The organism is Arcticibacterium sp. GJ41-1 (assembly GCF_055808875.1).
This window is the reverse complement of the sequence record NZ_CM147888.1, coordinates 1,845,755-1,867,687: the sequence shown is the minus strand read 5'-3', so window position 1 is coordinate 1,867,687 and position 21,933 is coordinate 1,845,755. Positions and strand designations below refer to the sequence as shown.

Sequence of the window (21,933 nt, the reverse complement as noted above, 5' to 3'; positions counted from 1 at the left end):
TAGTTCTATTCTATTTCGTTTATTAAAGTCACGAGAATTTTGTCAACTCGGTTTTTATCCATGTCAACAATTTCAAAACGGAAATTTTCCCAATCGAAATGGTCTCCCGTTTCTGGAATTTCTTGTAATATTTCTAAAGCAAAACCACCCATGGTATCAAAACCTTGGTAGTCTTTCCTGTTATTTATCTCCACCTCAAACTCTTGTAAGAATTCATCAAAAGGAAGTGAGGCATCAATTAAGAAAGTACCATCATCTCTTTTGAAAATTTCAAATTCAAACTCGTTTGTTTCTGATATATCTCCTACTAAGGCATCCAGAATGTCATTCATGGTCACTACGCCTTGAACATTTCCGTATTCGTCTACAATGACCCCAAAATGGCGTCTTTCCTGCTGGAATTTCTCTAAAACTTGATAACCAAGATTATTCTCAGGTATAAACAGACACTCTCTAAGGCTTGATTCTAGGTTCTTAAGTTCCGTACTTAAAGATTTCCCTAATAAGTCTTTCACATAAAGCAGACCCACCATATTATTTATACCATCATTACAAACCGGATAAACAGAGTGACGAGAAGCTATAATCTTCTTTCTGTTTTCATGAGGTGTATCATCTAAGTCTAAGAAGGTCACCTCATTAGTATTTGTCATTAAAGAAGTAATTTTTCTATCTCCAAGATGAAAAACGTTTTGAACCAACTCATGTTCTATTTCTTCAATAGAGCCACCTGTGGCACCTTCTTTTGCCATTGATTTAATCTCCTCTTCTGTAATAGAATTATCAGATTCCTTTATTCCGATAAGACCAAAAAGGAATTTAGATGTTTTGCTAAGTAACCAAATAAAAGGAGAAGTCACCTTAGAAAGGGCCATCATAGGAGCAGCCATTGTCATAGATATACTTTCTGGGGCAGCTAAGCCTATCCTTTTAGGCACTAACTCACCTAAAATTAAAGATAGGAAGGTTACCAATATAGTTATGACCACCACCGCAATGGTGTCTGCATAAACCTCTATACCTGGTATTTGCTGAAGTACAGGAATAATATAGGCCCCTAACCTATCACCAGAATAGATACCAGTGAAAATACTGATTAAGGTGATGCCTATCTGAACTGTACTTAAAAACTTATTTGGTGAATTAGCAAGACTTAAGGCAGACTCTGCCCTCTTGTCACCATTTTTTGCGGCAATTTCTAATTTAGTTTTTCGGGAGGAAATCAGAGCAATTTCCGACATCGAAAATACTCCATTGATTAAAATCAGAATTAATAAAATTACTATTTCCATTAAGCTTCATGAAGCCCTTTGGGGGCGTAATGCTCTGTTATTGAATTGCAAAATAATACAAATGTGAACCGCTTTACTAGATATAAATTAAATATTTTAGAAATAAAGCTTGCACTAATATACCAAACCCTATTTTTGCACCCAAACAAAAAGGAACAATGGTCATATTTATCAATGACAGACCTATACATTTAGTAGACGGTCAAGAGGGTGTCAATAAGAAGTTTGACACTATTATTAGCGATATCAGCATGATTAGCGGCCTGAAAGAGTGGCGAAAAAAAGTATTGATACCTGATGCGAACGCAGAAATAATTACTGCTTTCTTTAAAGCTATTAAAGAAATTAAAAAGTTCGACTTTAAGAGTGTCACCTTTTTTGTTAACAATATTGAAGAAGCCAAAGAGACTATTTTTGCCGAATATAAAATAGTAAACGCCGCTGGCGGCCTAGTGCTCAACAAGGAAAACAAAATCCTTATGATTCACAGACTAGGTAAATGGGATTTACCGAAAGGCAAAGCAGAAAAAGGCGAAACCATAAGAGAAACCGCTTTAAGAGAAGTAGAAGAAGAGTGTAATGTTAAGGTATCTCTTATTGATAAGTATTACATCTCTTACCACACATACTTACATAAGAACCAACGTGTGTTAAAACGTACCTACTGGTATCAAATGAAATTAATTTCTGATATCAACATGGCTCCACAAGAGAATGAAGGAATAGACGATGTAAGATGGATGAATGCTTCTGAAATGTACAAAGCACTTAACAAAAGCTACCCTTCTATTTTAAATGTTGCTAAGAAAATGATTTCTCAGGAGTTGAGTTTTTCTAAAGGGTAAGGAACATAGTTACTAACATCTACCCCAAAAGAATGTAGCTCTCTCACAATACTAGAGCTAATAGGAGCTAACTCAGGCGAAGTAATAAGGAAAACCGTCTCCAAACCGTCCACTATTTGCCTATTTACTTGAGCTATGGTGTTTTCGTACTCAAAATCGGTGGTATTTCTCAAACCCCTTATTAAAAACTGTGCACCATAGTCTTTGGCCACTTTTGCGGTAAGGTCATTATAGTTAACCACTTTGATGCGTTCATCATTATTAAACGCTCCTTTTATTACACCCACCATCATTTCCAAAGGGAAATACCTTTTTTTAGCAGGATTATAACCAATCCCTATCACAATCTCGTCAAACACTTTTAATCCTCTCTCTACAATATCGGCATGCCCTTTAGTAAAAGGGTCAAAGGAGCCTGGAAAAAAAGCTATTCGTTTCATAGGGTTTGTTATTAGAATGGCTAAAGATTGAAATGTTTTTAGTCATTTCAAAGTCCGTAATTATTTTCTCTTGCTTTTTATTCAAACCTCGTACCCAGAATCCTTTAACCATATCAGCAAATGAAAGACTAAATTCAAAGGAATGTTTAATTTGAAATTGGCTAAACCTTAGATTTTAGAAGATTAATATTATGTTTGTTTATTCAAAAACAGACGAAATAATAAGGAGATGGAAAGATATTTATGGGGTGTTGACCTTGGAGGTACTAAAATAGAAGGCATTGTGATAAATGCTAAAACTGACGAAATTCTAATTAGAGAGCGAGTTCCTACCGAAGCCAGCCAAGGCTACGACCATATTTTATCTCAAATAAAAAAGCTTATAGACGGTTTAAGTAATAAAACGGGTGTCAAACCAGAAGCTATTGGCTTCAGCACACCTGGCACACTAGACCCAGGGCTTCAGACCATGAAAAACAGCAATACCACTTGCATGAATGGTCAACCTATGAAAAAAGATTTAGAAGCTTTGCTAGAAGTGAAAATAGAAATGGCAAACGACGCCAACTGTTTTGCTTTGGCAGAAGCTACCATGGGCATCGTACCTGAGAAGTATCCAGATGCTCAAGTAGTTTTTGGTGTAATAATGGGCACAGGTGTAGGTGGCGGCGTGGTAGTTAATGGAAAAATAATTGGTGGCAAACACGGTATTGGTGGTGAGTGGGGACATAACGTTTTGGGTGACGACCAAACACCATGCTACTGTGGTAAAGTGGGCTGTAATGAAAACATATTTTCTGGACCTGCTTTAGAAAGATTTTATGCCAGCATTTCTGGTGAGAAAAGAGGCTTAAAGGAAATAGTAGAACGTTATAGAGCAAATACTGACGAACATGCTACAGCTACGCTTCAAAGGCTTTTTAAATCCTTTGGTAAGGCTATTCACTATATTATTAATGTACTTGACCCTGATGTGGTGGTACTAGGTGGTGGTGTCAGTAACATTGAAGAAATTTATACGGAAGGTGTTAAGGAGATTGAGAATTTCATCTTTAATAAAAGAAAGGTAGAAACGGTTTTCTTAAAACCTAAACTAGGCGACAGTGCAGGTGTTTTTGGAGCTGCTGAGCTAGTGCGATAATGCTTAACTTCAACTTTTATCCCACGCTTTTAAACGAATATCATAGATATCTTAAATATCCATCAGAAGAAAGCAAGAGGAAACTTCTGAACAGAATCAATAGAGTTCCTGAAACCGACCCTGCAATATTGGCAAAGTTTAAAAAAGGTATTTCTTTTGAAAGTGCTGTGGTTAAAAATAAACCAGGAAGCTTTGAGCCAAAGCTCATAGAAGAAGCTGCTTCTTTACTTCCTAAAAGACGTAAAACACAGCAGTTGCTTTCCTTTAAGCATAAGAACATCAAGTTTTATGGCTATGCTGATGTACTGGGAGAAGCGAGGGTGATTGACCTAAAATCTACAGCGAATCATAAAGCTGGCAGGCATGATTTCAATTATCAAACGCTTTATCTCTACAGCTTGATTGACGCTGGATTTAAAAGCATGGAATACATCATCTGTGATTTTGAAAAAATATATGTGGAAACGTACAAAGCTTCCACCTATGATTTTGACAGCATGCTCTTAGAGATGGAAAGCTTCCGAGACTTTCTTATTGAAAACAAATCTCAAATAAGAGACAAAAAGATAATGGTAGAAAGGACACAATCCTTGTTCGACTAGCTATTTATCATCGTTTCCAAAACCATTTACGTCATCAAACTTTTTCAAGTTTAAAGTCCAGCCATTTTTAAATGATAGATACCTAACTATAAAGACAATGGCCATAGACACCATGACATTTAGATTCTCAATAGGACAGAACCGCTGCATAATGACATAAATAACCGCTCCAAGAAAACAGGCTGCTGCGTAAATTTCTTTTCTAAAAATCAATGGAATCTCATTGGTCAAAACATCTCTAATAACGCCACCAAAACAAGCAGAAATTACACCCATCATAATACAGGTTTCTACTCTAAGGTTATATTCTGCAGCTATTTTTAGTCCAATAATAGTGAATACGCCTATTCCCAATGTATCAAATAGAAACATCCCTTTTTTTAACCTTAAAACGCGTTTGTAAAAAACATAGGCAATGACGTAGCCTATAAAAATAGCTAAAATATAGTTTCGGTCATTAAGCCAACCCACAGGCGAACGCCCAATTAGTAAGTCTCTAAGTGTACCTCCACCCACTGCAGTTACAAAACCAATGATAAGTGTACCTACTAAGTCAAAACGCTTTTCCATAGCCATTAAAACTCCTGAAATAGCAAAAACAGAGGTACCAAATAAATCTAAAAAGTATATCCAAGTCATAGGCTACTAAAATACGGGCATTGCTTAATTATTTCAGGAGCGACAATACATCTATTATCTAGAGACCTATGCTCCACAAAATTGCTAAAATCAATTCTGCTCAATGGGCTCTATCAAATCCCAAAGGTTTCCAAACTTATCTTCAAAGACTAATACTTTGCCATAAGGTTCTTCAATAGGCCCTCTAATGATTTTGACTTGATGCTTAGTTAGGTTCTGGTATTGCTCTTCAAAATTATCGGTATAGAGAAACAGGAAGACCCTCCCTCCTCCTTGACTTCCAATCACTTTAGATTGCTCTTCATTAGAAGCTTTAGCCAGTAACAGTCTGCATGAGTTCTCTCCTTTAGGAGAAACAGTTACCCATCTTTTAGTTTCAGATAGGGCTGTATCTTCCAAAAGTTCAAAGTCTAAAACACCGGTATAATACTCAATGGCTTCATCATAATCAGCCACTACCAATGCGATTTGATTTAAAGAAACGCTCATTTATTTTAAAACGGCTTTCAGTGGTGTTCCTACAGAACCATTTGGCTCTTGAATATTTAATAACTGACTAACTGTAGGTGCAATATCAGATATATAAGTAGGGTCTGTAGTTTCGCCATGCTTTATGCCATTTCCAAAAAACAATAAAGGCACATGGGTATCATAAGCCCACATGCTTCCGTGCGTAGTTCCACGTGTTCCGTAACCGTGAAACCAAGCTGGCTCCACTAAAACCATTATTTCACCGCTTCTTTTTGGATTATAGATATTTTGAATTTTCTCTTTATAAAAAGGAGGAATATTATCGTTACCGAAGCTTTCTAAATTAATTACTGAGTAAATTCCATCTTGCAATGAAAGCACAGGAGCTATCAAATTCTTAATCTGATCTACAGAAATATTTTTCTCTGCCATTAAAGCTCTGTTAAGGTAGAACTCATAGTTTTTCAAACTCAATATCCACTCCCCTTCTCCGTAAGCTTTTGAAATTAAAGCATTAGTCTCTTTTTTAACTTCACCTCCTAAAAACAAACCAGCAGGCACATCATGCTTTTTCAAAAATGCTGGAATTTCAGCCACCGCATGGTCAGCAGAAAGGAATAAGGTATATGCTCCTTTCCCAACCTCTGCATCTAGCGTATTAAGCAAACGCTCCATTTCTAAATCTAACCTGATGTACATATCTTGAACTTCTTTTGACTGAGGTCCAAAAGCGTGTCCAGCGTAATCTGGTGAAGAAAAACTAATGGCCAAGAAATCTGTAATCTCATCTTGACCAAGTGATTCGTTCCTTAATGCCTCTAAAGCTATGTCAAGCGTCATGGTGTTTCCCCATGGCGTAGATGCTATAGAACCTACCGTGAAAGTATGCGGAAAAATAGCTTCCTCTTGACCATTTAAACGGTTTTCATATGGCTGCTTATCTTCTTCAGAATCTGTATAAGTTTCTATCGGGTATAATGTTTCCCAGGTTTTAGTGGCATATTCTTCCGCCACATTTTTATCATTAAAAGCCTGTACCCAAGTTGGCAATGTATTTCCGTAATGTGTACTGGTAATCCAGTTTCCGGTAGAAGAGTCATACCAATAAGCATCACCCGTGTGACCTGCAGGCAGAATAGCTCCTCTATCTTTTATAGCTACTCCTACCACTTTAGACTTAAACTGACTTGATATTCTTAATTGGTCTGTCATAGTAGTAACCTTTAAGTTATTTGGAGACATCCTTCCAGCTCTTTCTGAGCCCTCACCTACTGTAGACGCTGTACTATCCGCAGCTACATACATATCTTTACCACTTGCTTTGTCAAACCAATCATTACCAACTATTCCTGAAACAGCTGGTACGCTACCCGTGTAAACATGAGCATGACCCGGTCCCGTTACGGTAGATGCATAATGGTAATTATTGTTTTTACAATTAAAGCCTTCTGCCATCAATCGCTTAAAACCACCCTCTCCATACTGTTTTTGGAACCTATACAGGTATTCATACCTCATTTGGTCCACCACAATACCAACCACCAGTTTTGGTTTAGCAGTATCTGTTGAAGATAATTTTGGAGACTGAGCAGCACAACTGCTCAAAACAAGGAATGCGAAAAGGGCAACTAGTTTGTTCACGGATGATTATTTTTTTTTGCAAATGTAAAAAAAACACCGTGACAATATCTATAAAGTGATTGATAGGCTCAAATGTGTAGACATAATTTTCACTAATTATTGAAAGTTTAAAATATTCAATCTACTTAGTCCTTTCAATTGTAAATTGAACCAAGCCCATTAAAGCAGTTTTATACTCAGAGTCTGGGAAAGAAGCTAAAATATCATTGGCCTCATTCATGTAATTCATCATGGCGTTTTGCGTATAGCTTATTCCACCACTTTGTTTCACAAATTCTATGACCTCACTCACCTTAGCAGGTTTATTAGAGTGTCTTTTTACTAAATTGATAATCTTGCTCTTAGTGCTTCTATCTGCATGATTTAAAGCATAAATGAGCGGAAGCGTCATTTTCTTTTCTTTAATATCAATACCTGTTGGCTTACCTATTTCAGCATTTCCGTAATCAAAAAGGTCGTCCTTAATTTGAAAGGCCATACCAATTTTCTCACCTAAGAGTCTGCATTTTTCTACTACCTCGGGCGAATTACCCGCTGAAGCAGCACCCACGGCACAGCATGAAGCTATTAAAGAAGCTGTTTTTTGACGTATCACGTCAAAGTAAACTTCCTCTGATATATCTAATTTTCTAGCTTTCTCAATTTGTAACAACTCCCCTTCACTCATTTCTTTCACGGCGGAAGAAACCAGTTTCAGCAAATCAAAATCCTCATTATCAACACTTAAAAGCAAACCTCTAGATAATAGGTAATCACCTACCAAGACCGCTATCTTATTTTTCCAAAGTGCGTTAATTGAGAAAAAACCACGTCTGTAATTAGAATCGTCCACCACATCGTCGTGCACTAAAGTGGCTGTATGAAGAAGTTCTATTAAAGAAGCTCCTCTATAAGTGGCCTCTTGTATGCCACCACACATTCCTGCAGTTAGGAATACAAACATTGGCCTAATTTGCTTGCCTTTTCTATGAATGATATACTTCATGATTTGATCAAGAAGCATCACGTCAGTCTTCATAGAATTCCGGAATTTGCTTTCAAATTCCTTCATTTCGCTAGCAATAGGAGCCTGGATGTCTTTGATGTTTATAGACATTTATGAGAGTTCAACGGAATGGAATGGTTCGATATAAGTCAATGCATTGCAATTTTACAATTCAAAAGTCTAATTTTACGGGTAGACTTATTTTTTAAACAGACAGCAGTCAATTGGTACAATTTTTTCTTCTCTTAATCCTATTAATCGCAAAGTTATAATATGAGGGCATTGGTACTTGGTGGAGGGTCATTAAAAGGGGCTTGGCAGGCAGGAGCTATTCAAGCTGTTTTAGAAACTGGCTTTAAACCTGAGATGATTTATGGAATTTCTGCAGGAGCTCTTAACGCCGGCTTTATGGTTAATGAAGCAGGACGTCAACATATAGATAATAGCACAATCAACTGGGATGTAGTAAACAAAAAATTGATTCAATTCTGGATTGAGAATATTACTAAGCCCGACGACATTGGTCTTTTAAAATCTCGATTTCAGTTAGGAATTGATACGCTTTTAAGTCGTTTTGACGGACTTTTAGATACAAATCCGCTTCATGAGAAGCTAAGGAAATACATTAATCTAACAACTTTAAGACGTAGCCCAGTAGACCTTAAAGTGGGTGCTGTAAATGTTAACACCGGAAAAATGCACTATGCTGACCCTATGGAACAGCATTTCTTAGATTATCTAAGAGCCAGTAGTTCTATTCCTATCATGATGCCTGCTATTCAGATTGGTGGAGACCACAGGCAAGCATATTTAGATGGAGGCTTACGTGAAGTAGTTCCATTGAAAAAAGCTATTGAAGACGGTGCTACGGAGATATACGCCATTGCAACGCACCCAAAAACAAGAGAATTAGAGCCTATAAACTACCGTTCATTCTTTTCGATGATTGAAAGAATCAAAGATATTTCTGTCAATCAGTTTGAAAACAACGACATAGAGTGGGCTGAAAATTATAATGAAAGTTTAGTTTCTATTGCGGGTTTCACCCTCAATAAAAAAATATCACTTAAAGTAATTAGACCTATAGAGCCTATCAATATCAACCTAACGGGTTTCAACTCAGATGATATCAAAGAGGTCATAAAACAAGGTTATCAATTTGCTTACACCGAATTACGCTAATTAGAAAAACTTAATTTTGGAAGATAAGTAGGCTGACACAAGTGATAGCAATATCACAATGGAAAAAGCCCAACTTAAACTGGTGGCTTGTGACACAAAACCTATCAAAACGGGACCTGCCATAAAGCCACCCATGGCAAAAGTGTTCATCACCGCTAAACCAGTACCTTTAGAAACGCCTGGCACTCTGGCTGAAGCTCCATAAAGAATAGGTGCTGCAAAAGAAACTCCCGCTCCTACGATAGAAAAACCGATAATAGTAAATAAGGTGGTAGGAAAAAGTAGGGCAATAGCGACTCCAACAGAAGCCATAAAGCCTCCATATATTAGAATCTTATTGGCTCCAAATTTCGGAATCAAGCTATCTCCAAAAAACCTACCCAAAGCCATAAAAAGCGAATAACCAGCCAAGCCCCAACCCACAAAGTAAGGACTACTATTCACCACATTTTTCATAAAAACAGAAGACCAATCAGCCATAGTACCTTCTGAGATATTACCACACACACCTATCAAAATCATTACCAGGAAAGTGCCCTTTGGTAGTACAAACTTTGACTGCGGAGCAGTATCTGAAACCACTTCGTCTTGAATTTTAAAAATAGTAGGACGAATCAATAAGGCGAAAATGATTATCATCGCAGAGAATCCTATCATATATAAACCAGGATTCCATTCAAAACCTCTTGCTAAACTGGCACACATAGAACCCACCATCAAACCCACACTAAACATACCATGGCAAGTACTCATAATTTTGATATCATGATGTGCTTCAATACAGGTCACGCCCATATTCATGGCAATATTAGTAATAGAAATCCCCGAGCCACATAAGTATAGCCCAATAGGCAGCATATAAACCGAAGAGCTATTTAAAGGAATAAGAAAGGCTAAACTCATGCCTATCATCCCTAAAATAGTGGTGGTTTTCATACCAATTTTAGCTACCAACCACGCTCCTACCAAATTCATGGTAACGGAGCCTATTGGCATACTTAGTAAAATCAAACCTAAGTCGGCATCGTTAAGGGCAAATTTCTCTTTTATAAAAGGAATAAATGTAGCCCAAGTGCCAAACAACAGCCCTACTGCAATAAAAGCAACGGCAATAGCTCGGCTTTGTCGGTTTCCAAAAAAGTCTTTAGTGAGGTGGTTTAGCAAACTATTTTTCTTAATCGATACTTAAATTGTAATCTCTAATCTATTTCCTTCTGGGTCTAAAACTACACTTTCATAAAAGCCATCACCTGTCCATCTCACTTCTCCTGCTACTTCAAAACCGTCTTTTCGTAAAGTTTCTGTCAAGTCATTGACCTTTTCTTCTGAACCTACGGAAAAAGCAAAATGCGTCAAACCTAGATATTCAGCTGCCACTTCATTGGCTGCCGCAATACCCGTTTTTGTCATAATTTCTAAACTAGCACCTCCTTCAAAACTCAAAACGTAAGATTCAAAGCCCTTTTTAGCATTGACATATTTCTCATTGCTTTTGGCTCCAAAGTACTTTTGATAAAAAGCCCTCATTTTTTCGATGTCAGAACAGTATAATGCTATGTGTTGGATAGAAGGCATTAGCGTATTTTGTTTAAAATATCAAGACTAATTTCAGAATAATCATTGATATGAAAATCACATGGAGGTAATTCTTCTTTGGTATGGCTACTTAAAACGCCCACCACTTTCATTCCTGCATTTATAGCTGCCGAAACCCCAGAAAATGAATCTTCAAAAACAACACAGTCCGCAGGTTCAACACCTAAATTATTAGCCGATTTTAAATAAACTTGTGGGTCTGGCTTATGAGCGGTCACATCTTCCGAAGCCAAAATTGACTCCATCATAGGTTCAAAGCCTAGCCTTCCCATTATTAATTCAAGGTTTGCTTTTGGTGCTGAAGTAGCTACACCGGTTTTAAAACCTTCAGCTTTTAGCATTTTCAACCAATCCATATAACCTGAAATGGTTTCTATGTGCTCTGCATATATTTCTCTAAAGAGTCCTTCTTTCTCCTCTTCCATTTGTGTAAACTCTTCTCCTTCTATGATTCTGCCAAGAAAATGCTTTAAAATATAACTATTGCTTTTACCAAACATGTGCTTTGCAAATTCTTCATCAGTAGGATTTAGGCCTCTTTTTTCAAAAAACACGCGAAAAGCTTTAGAATGAAAAGGGTTTGTGTGGCAAATCACACCATCCATGTCAAAAATGACTGCTTTGTTTTCCATCTCACAAAAGTAAATTAATAGTTTAAATATGAGGAGATAATTAGCAATACCTTACTTCAAGTTTTTGTTATCCCTATATTTGCAAATCCTGTCAAAAGATAGGGAATGACCTCATTTTATTGCAAAAAAAGCATGCCTGAATTTCAAGATATTGAAGCCTTAGATCCTAGAACACATATAATTATCAAGGGAGCCAGAGTTAACAACCTTAAGAACGTTAATGTAGCATTCAAAAGGAATAAGCTTACCGTAGTTACTGGCTTATCAGGAAGTGGCAAATCGTCTTTGGCATTTGATACGCTTTACGCAGAAGGTCAAAGAATGTACGTAGAAAGCCTCAGTAGCTACGCCCGACAGTTTTTGGGCAGAATGGAAAAACCTGAGGTAGATTATATCAAAGGAGTTTCTCCGGCCATTGCCATTGAACAGCGAGTAAGTACTAAAAACCCCCGTTCTACTGTAGGAACCACTACCGAGATTTACGATTACCTGAAATTACTTTTTGCCCGTGCAGGAACTACTTACTCCCCTGTTTCAGGAAAAGAGGTCAAAAAAGACAGCGTCCATGATGTAAGTAATTTCATACACAGTTTTGAGGCAGGACAGAAATTAATGATTCTGTCTCCGCTAAACATTGCCGAAGGCCGAAACCTACCCATAGAGCTAGACTTACTTCTAAAAAAAGGCTTTAACAGAGTTTCTATAAATCAAGATATTCATCAGATAGAAGATGTTTTAGAAAGTGATGACTTGTTAAAAGCAGCTCATGAGAATGTCTTAATATTAATTGACAGAGCCGCTGTAAAGTTTGACGAAAACGGAGAACCTGACGAGGACAACCTTTTTAGAATTTCTGATTCCGTTCAAACAGCTTTTTTTGAAAGCAATGGAGTTTGTATTGTTCAAATCATGGGAAAAGAGCAGAAGTATTTTTCCGATAAGTTTGAACTAGACGGAATTGTTTTTGAAGAGCCTAGCGTCAATCTTTTCACTTTTAATAACCCTTATGGAGCCTGTAGAGTCTGTGAAGGCTTTGGAAAGGTTTTAGGAATAGATGAAGACCTGGTAATTCCAGACAAATCTCTATCTCTTTTTGAAGGAGCCATAGCCCCTTGGCGTTCAGAAAGAATGAGTGACTGGCTGGCCCCTTTGCTAAGAAATGGCATTCACTTCGACTTCCCTATTCACCGAGCGTTCAAAGACCTTACGGAAGAAGAACAGCAATTAGTTTGGACAGGAAATGAGCACTTCCAAGGACTAAACGCTTTCTTTAAAGACCTAGAAACTAAAACTTACAAAGTACAGTATCGCGTCATGCTCAGTAGGTACCGAGGCAGAACGGTTTGCCCAGACTGCCGCGGCTCTAGGCTTAGAAAAGATGCCTCTTATGTTAAAATAGATGGTTACTCTATTACAGATTTAGTGTTAATGCCTATAAATAAAGCTAGAACACTTTTTGATGGTCTGAAACTTGAAGGCAATAAGGTTGACATTTCTAAAAGAATATTGATAGAGATAAAAAACCGTTTAGAGTACCTTGACCGAGTTGGCTTAGGCTATCTTACCCTAAACAGATTAACCTCTACCCTATCTGGTGGGGAATTTCAAAGAATCAAACTGGCGACCTCTTTGGGTTCCGCTTTGGTGGGCTCCATGTATATTTTAGATGAACCCAGCATTGGTTTACATCCTAGAGATACCCAAAAGCTTATTTCGGTATTAAAATCGCTACGAGATATTGGCAATACCGTTATAGTGGTGGAGCATGAAGAAGAAGTAATGCAAGAAGCCGATGAGATTATTGACATTGGTCCAAATGCTGGAAATTTAGGTGGCGAACTGGTTTTCCAAGGAACCTTTGAAACTATTAAAGCCCATAAAGGAAAGAGTAACACATCACATACCATCAATTTTCTTTCAGGTCAAGACAAAATTTTAGTACCAGAAAGAAGGAGAAAAGCGATTGACTTTTTAAAGCTATCTGGGGCGACAGAAAACAATCTTAAAAATGTTGATGTCAAATTTCCACTTGGCGTATTATGCGTGGTAACTGGCGTTAGTGGCTCAGGTAAATCAACCCTGATTAGAAAAATCCTTTACCCTGCCATTTCAAGACAAAAAGGGGAATACTCGCAAGATGGAGGAAAACATGAGTCATTAACAGGAAGCTTGAGCAGAATAAATCAAGTGGAGATGGTAGACCAAAACCCTATTGGGAAGTCTAGCAGGTCAAACCCTGTAACCTATATAAAAGCTTATGACGCCATAAGAGCCCTAATGGCAGACCAGCCTCTGGCAAAACAGCGTGATTATAAACCCGCTTTTTTCTCTTTTAATGTAGATGGAGGAAGATGCGAAGCCTGTGCAGGAGAAGGTGAACAAACCATAGAAATGCAATTTATGGCCGACGTAAAACTCACCTGTGAAAGCTGTAAAGGAAAACGTTTCAAACAAGAGGTTTTAGAAGTAAAATATCAGGAAAAAGATATTTCTGATATACTTAATATGACCATTGACGAGGCTCTTGCCTTTTTTGAAGATAACCAAAAGAAACTCTATGAAAGACTACTTCCTCTGCAGGATGTAGGATTAGGTTATATCAAATTAGGACAATCTTCAAACACACTTTCTGGTGGAGAAGCACAACGTGTGAAGCTTGCATTCTTCTTAGGAAAAGGAAACTCAGACAAAGGAAAAACACTCTTTATCTTTGATGAACCGACCACCGGGCTACACTTTCATGATATTCAGAAATTATTGAAAGCTATGAACGCCTTAATAGAACAAGGTGATTCAGTTATCATCATTGAGCATAATATGGAGGTGATAAAATCTGCCGACTGGATAATAGACCTAGGTCCAGAAGGTGGTGAAGGCGGCGGAAATCTATGTTTTGAAGGAACGCCAGAAGAAATGGTTAAGATTGATGGTAACTATACTGCTGACTTTTTGAAAGGGAAGATGTAGATAAGAAAACACTTAATCAAAATCCCAGAACCCTTTGTCATGATTTTGGTTCATTTTGACCAAAATCACGCCAAAGGAATTAAATCCTCAGCTAAATACGAGGAATTAGCACTATTAACATACCGCTCCTCTGGAGCTCTCTTGATCCTTGAAAACTTAATGCCCAACGCGTGAACTCACAATAGCAATAAGTTTCATATATGCCCCAGAGGGGTATTATATTAATAGAGACGGGTGAAACCCGTTGTAAACCAAAATGCCCACCTGCTTCATTTGGCGGAATTTTGGCCACTAAAAGCCAAAATTGTGACAAATACATTCACTACAAAATACTTGGATAGCCTAAAACACATACTTTCAGTCTAATATTGAATTAACGATAAACAGAATTGATAATCTAACCCACCCATCTCCACATTAAACCGCACATCAAAAACTCACAAACTAATCTTTTCCCGACCTTCAAATTCTTAACTAGGCTTTCTATTTTTAACTAGTAAAATTATCCGAAGCTATGAAAGCCCTTGTTTTTAACAAATATGGAAAGCCTGAAGAGGTTCTTCAGGTCAAAGAAATAGATAAGCCAAAACCCAAAGAAAACGAAGTTTTGGTTAATGTAAAGTCGACCAGCATAAACGACTACGACTGGGGCATGGTAAGAGGCAGACCAAAACTATATCAATTACTTTTCGGGCTTTTTAGGCCTAAGTACACTATTCCAGGCATGGAGCTATCTGGCATAGTGGAGGAAGTTGGTTCTAAAGTAACAGAGCTAAAATTTGGCGACCACGTTTACGGTGATATTTCAGAAGTCTGTTTCGGAACTTTTGCAGAATACATTGCCATTGATGCGAAAGCAATAGTTACAAAGCCAGCTGGTCTAAGCTTTGAACAAGCCGCCGCTCTTCCTCATGCAGGTCTTTTAGCTTATCAGGCTTTAAAGGAAATAAAAGAGCATCAAAAAGTATTAATAAATGGAGCAGGTGGCGGTGTTGGCACCATAGCCATACAAATTGCCAAACATTATAATTGTGAAGTTACCGGTGTAGATACATCAGCTAAATTCGATATGATGAGAACCCAAGGTTTTGACCATGTTATAGATTACCAACAATCCGATTTTACCAAAACAGGTGAGAAGTATGATGTCATATTAGACTGCAAAAGTAAAAAATCCGCATTTGCTTACTTGAAAGCTCTAAAACCCAATGGTACTTACGTGACTGTTGGTGGAGATTTGACAAATCTAATAGGTCTTCTTTTTTGGGGTAAATTACTTTCCATATTCTCCAAAAAGAAGCTCCAAATACTAGCTCTAAAACCCAACGAAGGACTTGATGAATTAAACAAGCTTTTTAATATCAAATGCCAAATTGATGGCCCATACAAACCAGAAGAAATACCAAGGCTAATTCAATATTTCGGCGAAGGGAAGCATAAAGGTAAAGTGGTCGTGAATTTTTAAACTCACTAAAATAGTATCGTTTCTCACCAATCAAAAAGCAAGCTATTTTATAAAAGCTTAATATCTTCGTAAGTATTCAAAACCTTCGACAATTTAACCCGATAATGAAAATAGACGCCCATCAACATTTCTGGAATTATAACGCTGAAGATTATTCATGGATTGATGATTCTATGTCTAAAATAAGGCGGAGTTTCCTCCCTCAAGATTTAGAGCCTATCTTACAACAAAATGGCTTTGATGGTTCAGTATTAGTTCAAGTAAACCAAAACGAAGAAGAAAACGAAGAGTTTCTTCAGTATGCAGAGCAAAATGATTTCATAAAAGCGGTGGTAAGCTGGGTTGACTTCAAATCGTCAAAACTTGAAGACAGATTACATTATTATTCCACTAAGGCAAAACTTAAAGGTTTCAGACATATAGTTCAGGGTGAACCTGACGATTTCCTTTTAGATGAAACATTTACGCAAGGCGTAGCAAAACTCGCTCCTTTAAACTTCACTTACGATATTCTCATTTTTGAAAGACAACTAAAAGCTGCGTTAAAATTTATCAGAAAACTGCCTGACAATAAATTAATCATAGACCATATAGCCAAACCAGAAATCAAGCATCAATCGGTTAACAAATGGAGTAACTATATGAATGCTATTTCTAAGCATGAAAATGTTTATGTCAAAGTATCTGGTATGGTGACCGAGGCCGATACTAAAAACTGGAAAAAGGAAGACTTTTCTATCTATTTGGACAATGTATTAAGCTCTTTCGGTACAAAGAGAATAGTTTATGGCTCCGACTGGCCTGTTTGCCTAGTTGCTGCCACCTATGAAGAGCAGCTTGACATAGTTCAAAATTATTTTTCTAAACTTAGTAAAACAGAGCAAGCCGACATTTTTGGTTTAAATGCTCAACGATTCTATAATATTTGACGCTTTTTTTGATAAGCATTTGCTGATTATTGATGTCATATGAAATTGGATTATTAAATTACATCCTATAACATTTCACATTCATCAATAAATTAAAATGGAAACCCTATTTACAACAGATAAGACTAGGAAGCTCATCCCCGTTATAAAAGATTTTATAGAGACGAACCTTTATCCTTTAGAGAACCCTGAAACTTTAAACGGTAATTTTTCGGCTATAGAGCCCACCTTAATAAAGCTAAGAACACAGGTAAAAGAAATGGATTTATGGGGGCTTGCTCTTCCTGAAAGCTTAGGAGGAAAAGGTCTTACCCTATGTGAATTTGGTCAAATAAGCGAAATATTAGCTAGCTCACCTTTTGGACACTTTGTGTTTAATTCTCAGGCACCAGACATAGGTAATACAGAGTTACTCCATAAGCATGCTAATAAAGAACTAAATAAAACCTACTTAGACCCTTTAAGCAAAGGAGAAATCAGAAGCTGCTTCTCTATGACAGAGCCCGCTTATGCAGGTTCTAATCCTACCAGAATGGGCACCACGGCCGTTAAAGATGGTGATGATTACGTCATAAACGGTCACAAATGGTTTACCTCCTCTGCCGATGGTGCAGCCTTTGCCATAGTAATGGCAGTCACTAATCCGGACGCAGCACCTCACAAAAGAGCCTCACAAATCTTGGTTCCTCTTGATACACCTGGCTATGAATTTGTTCGTAACATTCCTATTATGGGTCATACGGGAGACAGCTGGGCCAGCCATGCCGAAGTTAAATACCATAATGTACGCGTACCACAAAGTAACCTAATTGGTAACGAAGGCGAAGGTTTTCTCCTTGCACAAGAAAGACTAGGACCAGGCAGAATTCACCACTGCATGCGTTTTATTGGCATAGCCGAGCGTAGCTTTGACCTGATGTGCCGCTATGCGGTCAATAGAGAAATAAAAGATGGCGTTACACTAGCCGACCAACAAAGCATTCAAAATTTCATAGCAGAAAGCCGTGTGGAAATAGACGCTTGCCGTCTTATGGTTTTAAGTACCGCGACCAAAATAGATAAAGAAGGAAGTAAAGCCGCTCGTGCCGAAATATCTGGCATTAAGTTTTTTACTGCCAATATGATGTTACGCGTAATTGACAGGGCTATTCAAACGCATGGGGCTTTGGGTATGACAAATGACATTATTCTTTCTTACTGGTATGCCCATGAAAGAGCATCAAGAATTTATGACGGTGCAGACGAAGTACATAAAGTTTCACTGGCAAAACAAATCTTAAAACCTTACAGAAATGCTTGATTTTGACGAAGCCAACAAAGTTAGGAACGACGAAGAATTGCCCTTAGATGCTTTAAATCAATATTTGTTAGCAAATGGATTAGAAGAAATCAAAACGGTCAAACAGTTTTCTGGTGGCTACTCTAACCTTACTTATTTAATAGAAGCTGATAATATCTCTTATGTATTAAGAAAGCCACCCAAGGGTGCAAAAGATATAAAAGGCGGTCATGACATGGCTCGTGAGTTTGGAATTTTAGCCGCTCTTGATAAAGCTGGTTTTAAACAAATTCCAAAACCACTATTACTCTGCGAAAATGAATCAATCATTGGCTCTATCTTCTATATCATGGAGCGTGTTAAAGGAAGCATTTTAAGAGCTGCTGACGCAAAAGGTTTCTTAAAAGAGGACAATAGTGCATTGTTCAAAACACTTTCGGAGGCCATTTGTCTAAACCAAGTAGCTCTACATAATATTGATATTTATGAAACAGGTTTGGCTAATATTGGTAAACCTGAAGCCTATGTAGAAAGACAGGTCAAAGGCTGGCATAAGCGTTATTTAGCATCGCAAACGGATGATATTTCTGAAATGATTACGGTGGCAAATTGGCTAGAAGCTAACATACCTGAATCAGCGAAAGCCACCTTAGTGCATAATGATTATAAGTACGATAATCTGATTCTAAATCCAGAAAACCCGAAAGAGATACTCGCCATTTTAGACTGGGAAATGTGCACCGTAGGTGACCCATTAATGGATTTAGGAACAACTTTGGCCTACTGGGTCGAATTTAAAGATTCGGACTTTGGCAAAGCTTTTAACTTGTCTTGGTTGCCTGGTAACCTTACAAGGCAAGAGTATGCTGACCTCTATTCTGCCAAATCTGGTAGAGATGTTTCTAACATCCTCTTTTACTATGTTTTTGGCCTATTTAAGAACGCGGTTATCATTCAACAGATTTATGCCAGATATAAGAAAGGTTTGACAAAAGACCCTCGTTTTGCAGGATTGATAGAGGGTGTCAGGGTTCTTTCTAGTAAAGGCAAAAGTTCTATTAAGAATGGAAAGATGGTTTAAAACAGTTTGTCATGATTTTGGCAAAATATCGCCAAACAAATCAGCGAGGGGGTGAAACTCCTCGCTATTAATTTTTCGCTCCGCTGGAGCTAAATTTCTTTAAACAGGAATGCAAATAGAAATCCAAAACGCTAAAGAAAGCGACTTAGCTGAAATCCTAAAACTTCAAAAACTTGCCTATATCCAAGAAGCCGAGATTTATAATAATTATGAGATAACGCCGCTCACGCAGAACTTAGAAGACTTAAAAGCCGACTTTAAGACAAATACTTTCATAAAAGCCACTTTCAATTCAAAGATAATTGGCTCTATAAAAGGCTTTGAAGAGAACGGTAATGTGCTAGTGGGTAAATTGATTGTTCATCCAGACTTCCAAAACAAAGGACTAGGCTCTAGGCTTATGCTAGAGATAGAAAGTAGGTTCCCTAAGGCCAGCAGATTCTGGCTATTTACCGCACACAAAAGCGAGAAGAACCTTTATCTCTATAAAAAGCTAGGCTATCAGGAGTATAAAAGAGAAAGCCTCCCTCCAAACCCCATCATGGTATTCCTTGAAAAATTTACATAAAAAAAAAGGCTTCCGTTTGGAAGCCTTTTTCAAATACTATATTCTAAATTCTTATCTGTTAAGAATTAATTTCTCAGTCATTACTTCGTCACCGTTAATTACTCTAACAGTAAGTTCTGTAGTTACTAAACCAGTAGGAAGTGAATAAACTTTTCTTAAGTCGTTTACCGAACCTTTCATGCTCAATACTCTACGACCATCTTGATTAGTAACATCTACTGTTACAGCATCACTGTCGTTCATACCTGTAAGTTTCAGGTTGAAGTCACCCTGCGTAGGGTTTGGCCATACGCCAATGTCCTTTTTAACAAACTGACCTCTACCCGACGTGAACATTACACCTTTCTCAATACCACTTTTCTTGTCAAAAGCAGCATCTTCAGAAATGTTCCATGTTCCTTTCTTTAAGTAAGCAACGTTGCTTTCGTAAGTACCTTGAAGTCTTACGCTAGCTATATCATTTTCGTCTGAGCTTTTTACTACCCAGTACTCGTTATTATTAACTGACTCTACTCCATTTGCTAATTCACCAGAAACCTCTGATGGATTTTGAGATTTGTACTCTGCAGAAAGAGCACTTCTTTTAGTACTAGTAGCTACAAAACCTCTGTAGTTAGTACCGTCTCCTACTGGAAACTCAAAATTGTTAGCATCTACTTTAGTTACCACTCCTCTAGAGTGAGAAAAATCAGAAGCACCATTATAACGTGCATCTTCAGTAAATACTAAAGGATTATTCTCCGAAGAAGAAACTATACCTTGATTATAATTTAGCTCTTTATTGATAACCAATGCAGTATTTAAATCAACATCGTTTTCAATAACAGCCTTAGAAAGAACTACATCGTTCGTTCCAGAAACAGTTTGTTTGGTGTAACCATCAAAAACAACATTACCTTCTGATGATAATGTACCATCGTTAGTAAGGTTTTGACGTAAATGTAATTGACCTTTGTTTGTCAACTCTCCATTGTTTTGAAAATCCTGACCTATGCTAAGGACAGCTCCTTCTGAAACATGAATTTGTGTTCCACTCACCATTTGTGCTGAAACAGAACCGGCTATAAGGGCGGCACTTAATGTATAGATTACTTTCTTCATAAGAATGTAGTATTTATTTGTTTTCCTGATATAAAAGTAACGAGACTTATTGACATCAGAAACTGCTAATCACCTTTTTTATTAAATGGTTTGGTGTCTAAGGCAATATTGCAAAACGCAATTATCGTACCTTTTTACGCTCGAAGTCTACTTTATTTTAATAGCTCATTATTTTTAAGCCAATCCTGAAGTCTGTTAGACCAAGTAGAAACAGGATTTTCTTGGTCGTAAGCCAATCCAAAGCCATGTCCGCCTTTTTCATATAAATGTAACTCTGCTGGTATTTTAAATTGACGCAAGGCCTTTACATATGCCAAACTGTTTTCCATAATTACACCATCGTCATAGGCATGCACTAAAAACGCGGGTGGCGTACTTGGTGTTACTTGAAGCTCATTTGAAAAATGCTCCATTTCTTCTATTCTTAATTCTGGACCAATCAAATTTGCCCTAGAACCTGTATGTGCCAACTTATCACTAAATGATATTACAGGATACATTAAAATACTAAAGTCAGGTCTTAAACTAACTTCGCTATTTTCATTTACGCCAACACCCTTATCAAAATGTGTAGAGGCCGTAGCAGCCAAATGTCCTCCTGCAGAAAAGCCCATTATGCCTATCATTTCAGGATTAACACCATATTTACTGGCATGCTCTCTTACGTACTTTATGGCCGACTGAGCATCTTCCAGTGGTCTTATTTGTTTTTCTGTAAACATTTCAGGCTGTGGAAGTCTACTTTTTAGTACAAAAGCCGTAATACCTCTTTCGGCAAACCACTCCCCTATTTTATAGCCTTCTTTATTGATGGCCAAAATATGATAACCTCCACCTGGACATATTATAACTGCAGCACCTTTACTCTTGTTTTTCTTTGCTGGATAAATAGTAAGACTTGGGTCTGTAACGTTTCTTAATCTTATTACACCATCGTCTCTTTCCGAGACATCAGCCTCTTTAAGACCATGACCTGCAATAGCTCCTGGTACGCCATCAGGATATAACAGTACTTCCATAGATTGTCCGTAACCTTGAATTGAAATTAATAATAATAGAATGAATATTTTTTGCATA

General features: G+C 37.5%; 21 protein-coding genes. 10 read left to right on the top strand and 11 right to left on the bottom strand.

Annotated features, from left to right (window positions below):
* Positions 1-5: 5 nt before the first annotated feature.
* The gene (locus AC0L6O_RS07550) at positions 6-1,292 is read right to left on the bottom strand and encodes a hemolysin family protein (RefSeq protein WP_473307530.1); all 1,287 of its coding nucleotides are present in this window, start codon (positions 1,290-1,292) and stop codon (positions 6-8) included.
* A gap of 158 nt (positions 1,293-1,450) precedes the next feature.
* On the opposite strand from AC0L6O_RS07550, the gene AC0L6O_RS07545 reads away from it, so the two are divergent.
* Positions 1,451-2,137: an NUDIX hydrolase gene (locus tag AC0L6O_RS07545; RefSeq protein WP_473307529.1), complete on the top strand. Its 687-nt coding sequence runs from the start codon at positions 1,451-1,453 to the stop codon at positions 2,135-2,137.
* Here AC0L6O_RS07545 and coaD read toward each other — a convergent pair.
* Positions 2,110-2,577: a pantetheine-phosphate adenylyltransferase gene (coaD, locus tag AC0L6O_RS07540; protein ID WP_473307527.1), complete on the bottom strand. Its 468-nt coding sequence runs from the start codon at positions 2,575-2,577 to the stop codon at positions 2,110-2,112. The two genes, AC0L6O_RS07545 and coaD, sit on opposite strands and share 28 nt — an antisense overlap.
* 229 nt (positions 2,578-2,806) lie before the next feature.
* Here coaD and AC0L6O_RS07535 point away from each other — a divergent pair, with 229 nt between their 5' ends.
* Entirely contained in the window at positions 2,807-3,718 is a 912-nt protein-coding gene (locus AC0L6O_RS07535) for an ROK family protein (protein ID WP_473307526.1), read from the top strand.
* Entirely contained in the window at positions 3,718-4,320 is a 603-nt protein-coding gene (locus AC0L6O_RS07530) for a hypothetical protein (RefSeq protein ID WP_473307525.1), read from the top strand. Before AC0L6O_RS07535 ends, AC0L6O_RS07530 begins: the two co-directional genes overlap by 1 nt.
* Here the strand turns inward: AC0L6O_RS07530 and AC0L6O_RS07525 are convergent, their stop codons facing one another.
* The 4 genes from AC0L6O_RS07525 to AC0L6O_RS07510 all read right to left on the bottom strand — a co-directional run bounded on the left by AC0L6O_RS07525 (position 4,321) and on the right by AC0L6O_RS07510 (position 8,167).
* Positions 4,321-4,959 carry a trimeric intracellular cation channel family protein gene (locus tag AC0L6O_RS07525; RefSeq protein ID WP_473307524.1) on the bottom strand — a complete coding sequence of 213 codons (639 nt, stop codon included), beginning with the start codon at positions 4,957-4,959 and terminating at the stop codon, positions 4,321-4,323.
* A gap of 90 nt (positions 4,960-5,049) precedes the next feature.
* Positions 5,050-5,448 carry a VOC family protein gene (locus AC0L6O_RS07520; protein ID WP_473307523.1) on the bottom strand — a complete coding sequence of 133 codons (399 nt, stop codon included), beginning with the start codon at positions 5,446-5,448 and terminating at the stop codon, positions 5,050-5,052.
* Positions 5,449-7,071: an alkaline phosphatase PafA gene (gene pafA, locus AC0L6O_RS07515; protein ID WP_473307522.1), complete on the bottom strand. Its 1,623-nt coding sequence runs from the start codon at positions 7,069-7,071 to the stop codon at positions 5,449-5,451.
* A gap of 121 nt (positions 7,072-7,192) precedes the next feature.
* Positions 7,193-8,167 carry a polyprenyl synthetase family protein gene (locus AC0L6O_RS07510; protein WP_473307521.1) on the bottom strand — a complete coding sequence of 325 codons (975 nt, stop codon included), beginning with the start codon at positions 8,165-8,167 and terminating at the stop codon, positions 7,193-7,195.
* A gap of 162 nt (positions 8,168-8,329) precedes the next feature.
* On the opposite strand from AC0L6O_RS07510, the gene AC0L6O_RS07505 reads away from it, so the two are divergent.
* Positions 8,330-9,238 (top strand): patatin-like phospholipase family protein, encoded by a 909-nt coding sequence (locus AC0L6O_RS07505; RefSeq protein WP_473307520.1) that lies wholly within the window; start codon positions 8,330-8,332, stop codon positions 9,236-9,238.
* Here the strand turns inward: AC0L6O_RS07505 and AC0L6O_RS07500 are convergent, their stop codons facing one another.
* The 3 genes from AC0L6O_RS07500 to AC0L6O_RS07490 are packed head-to-tail and all read right to left on the bottom strand — an operon-like array spanning position 9,239 to position 11,466.
* Complete coding sequence (locus tag AC0L6O_RS07500; protein WP_473307519.1) at positions 9,239-10,402, bottom strand: MFS transporter; 1,164 nt, start codon at positions 10,400-10,402, stop codon at positions 9,239-9,241.
* A 21-nt stretch (positions 10,403-10,423) separates the two neighbouring features.
* Complete coding sequence (locus AC0L6O_RS07495; RefSeq protein ID WP_473307517.1) at positions 10,424-10,813, bottom strand: VOC family protein; 390 nt, start codon at positions 10,811-10,813, stop codon at positions 10,424-10,426.
* Entirely contained in the window at positions 10,813-11,466 is a 654-nt protein-coding gene (locus AC0L6O_RS07490; RefSeq protein WP_473307515.1) for an HAD family hydrolase, read from the bottom strand. Before AC0L6O_RS07490 ends, AC0L6O_RS07495 begins: the two co-directional genes overlap by 1 nt.
* Before the next feature lie 132 nt (positions 11,467-11,598).
* On the opposite strand from AC0L6O_RS07490, the gene uvrA reads away from it, so the two are divergent.
* The 6 genes from uvrA to AC0L6O_RS07460 all read left to right on the top strand — a co-directional run bounded on the left by uvrA (position 11,599) and on the right by AC0L6O_RS07460 (position 19,755).
* Complete coding sequence (gene uvrA, locus AC0L6O_RS07485) at positions 11,599-14,433, top strand: excinuclease ABC subunit UvrA (RefSeq protein WP_473307514.1); 2,835 nt, start codon at positions 11,599-11,601, stop codon at positions 14,431-14,433.
* Between the two features lie 514 nt (positions 14,434-14,947).
* Complete coding sequence (locus tag AC0L6O_RS07480) at positions 14,948-15,898, top strand: NAD(P)-dependent alcohol dehydrogenase (RefSeq protein WP_473307512.1); 951 nt, start codon at positions 14,948-14,950, stop codon at positions 15,896-15,898.
* Positions 15,899-16,002: 104 nt separating this feature from the next.
* Positions 16,003-16,827, top strand: coding sequence for an amidohydrolase family protein (locus tag AC0L6O_RS07475; protein WP_473307510.1), 825 nt, complete (start codon positions 16,003-16,005; stop codon positions 16,825-16,827).
* 97 nt (positions 16,828-16,924) lie between these two features.
* The gene (locus tag AC0L6O_RS07470) at positions 16,925-18,127 is read left to right on the top strand and encodes an acyl-CoA dehydrogenase family protein (protein WP_473307508.1); all 1,203 of its coding nucleotides are present in this window, start codon (positions 16,925-16,927) and stop codon (positions 18,125-18,127) included.
* The gene (locus AC0L6O_RS07465; protein ID WP_473307507.1) at positions 18,120-19,187 is read left to right on the top strand and encodes a phosphotransferase family protein; all 1,068 of its coding nucleotides are present in this window, start codon (positions 18,120-18,122) and stop codon (positions 19,185-19,187) included. The genes AC0L6O_RS07470 and AC0L6O_RS07465 overlap by 8 nt, the downstream gene beginning before the upstream one ends.
* A 109-nt stretch (positions 19,188-19,296) precedes the next feature.
* A complete protein-coding gene (locus AC0L6O_RS07460; protein ID WP_473307506.1) occupies positions 19,297-19,755 on the top strand; it encodes a GNAT family N-acetyltransferase in 459 nt (152 codons plus the stop codon).
* A 51-nt stretch (positions 19,756-19,806) separates the two neighbouring features.
* On the opposite strand, the gene AC0L6O_RS07455 is transcribed toward AC0L6O_RS07460, so the two are convergent.
* Together AC0L6O_RS07455 and AC0L6O_RS07450 are read right to left on the bottom strand one after the other, a co-directional pair.
* The gene (locus AC0L6O_RS07455; RefSeq protein WP_473307504.1) at positions 19,807-20,856 is read right to left on the bottom strand and encodes a T9SS type A sorting domain-containing protein; all 1,050 of its coding nucleotides are present in this window, start codon (positions 20,854-20,856) and stop codon (positions 19,807-19,809) included.
* A gap of 152 nt (positions 20,857-21,008) precedes the next feature.
* A complete protein-coding gene (locus tag AC0L6O_RS07450) occupies positions 21,009-21,932 on the bottom strand; it encodes an alpha/beta hydrolase (protein ID WP_473307502.1) in 924 nt (307 codons plus the stop codon).
* Position 21,933 lies beyond the last annotated feature (1 nt).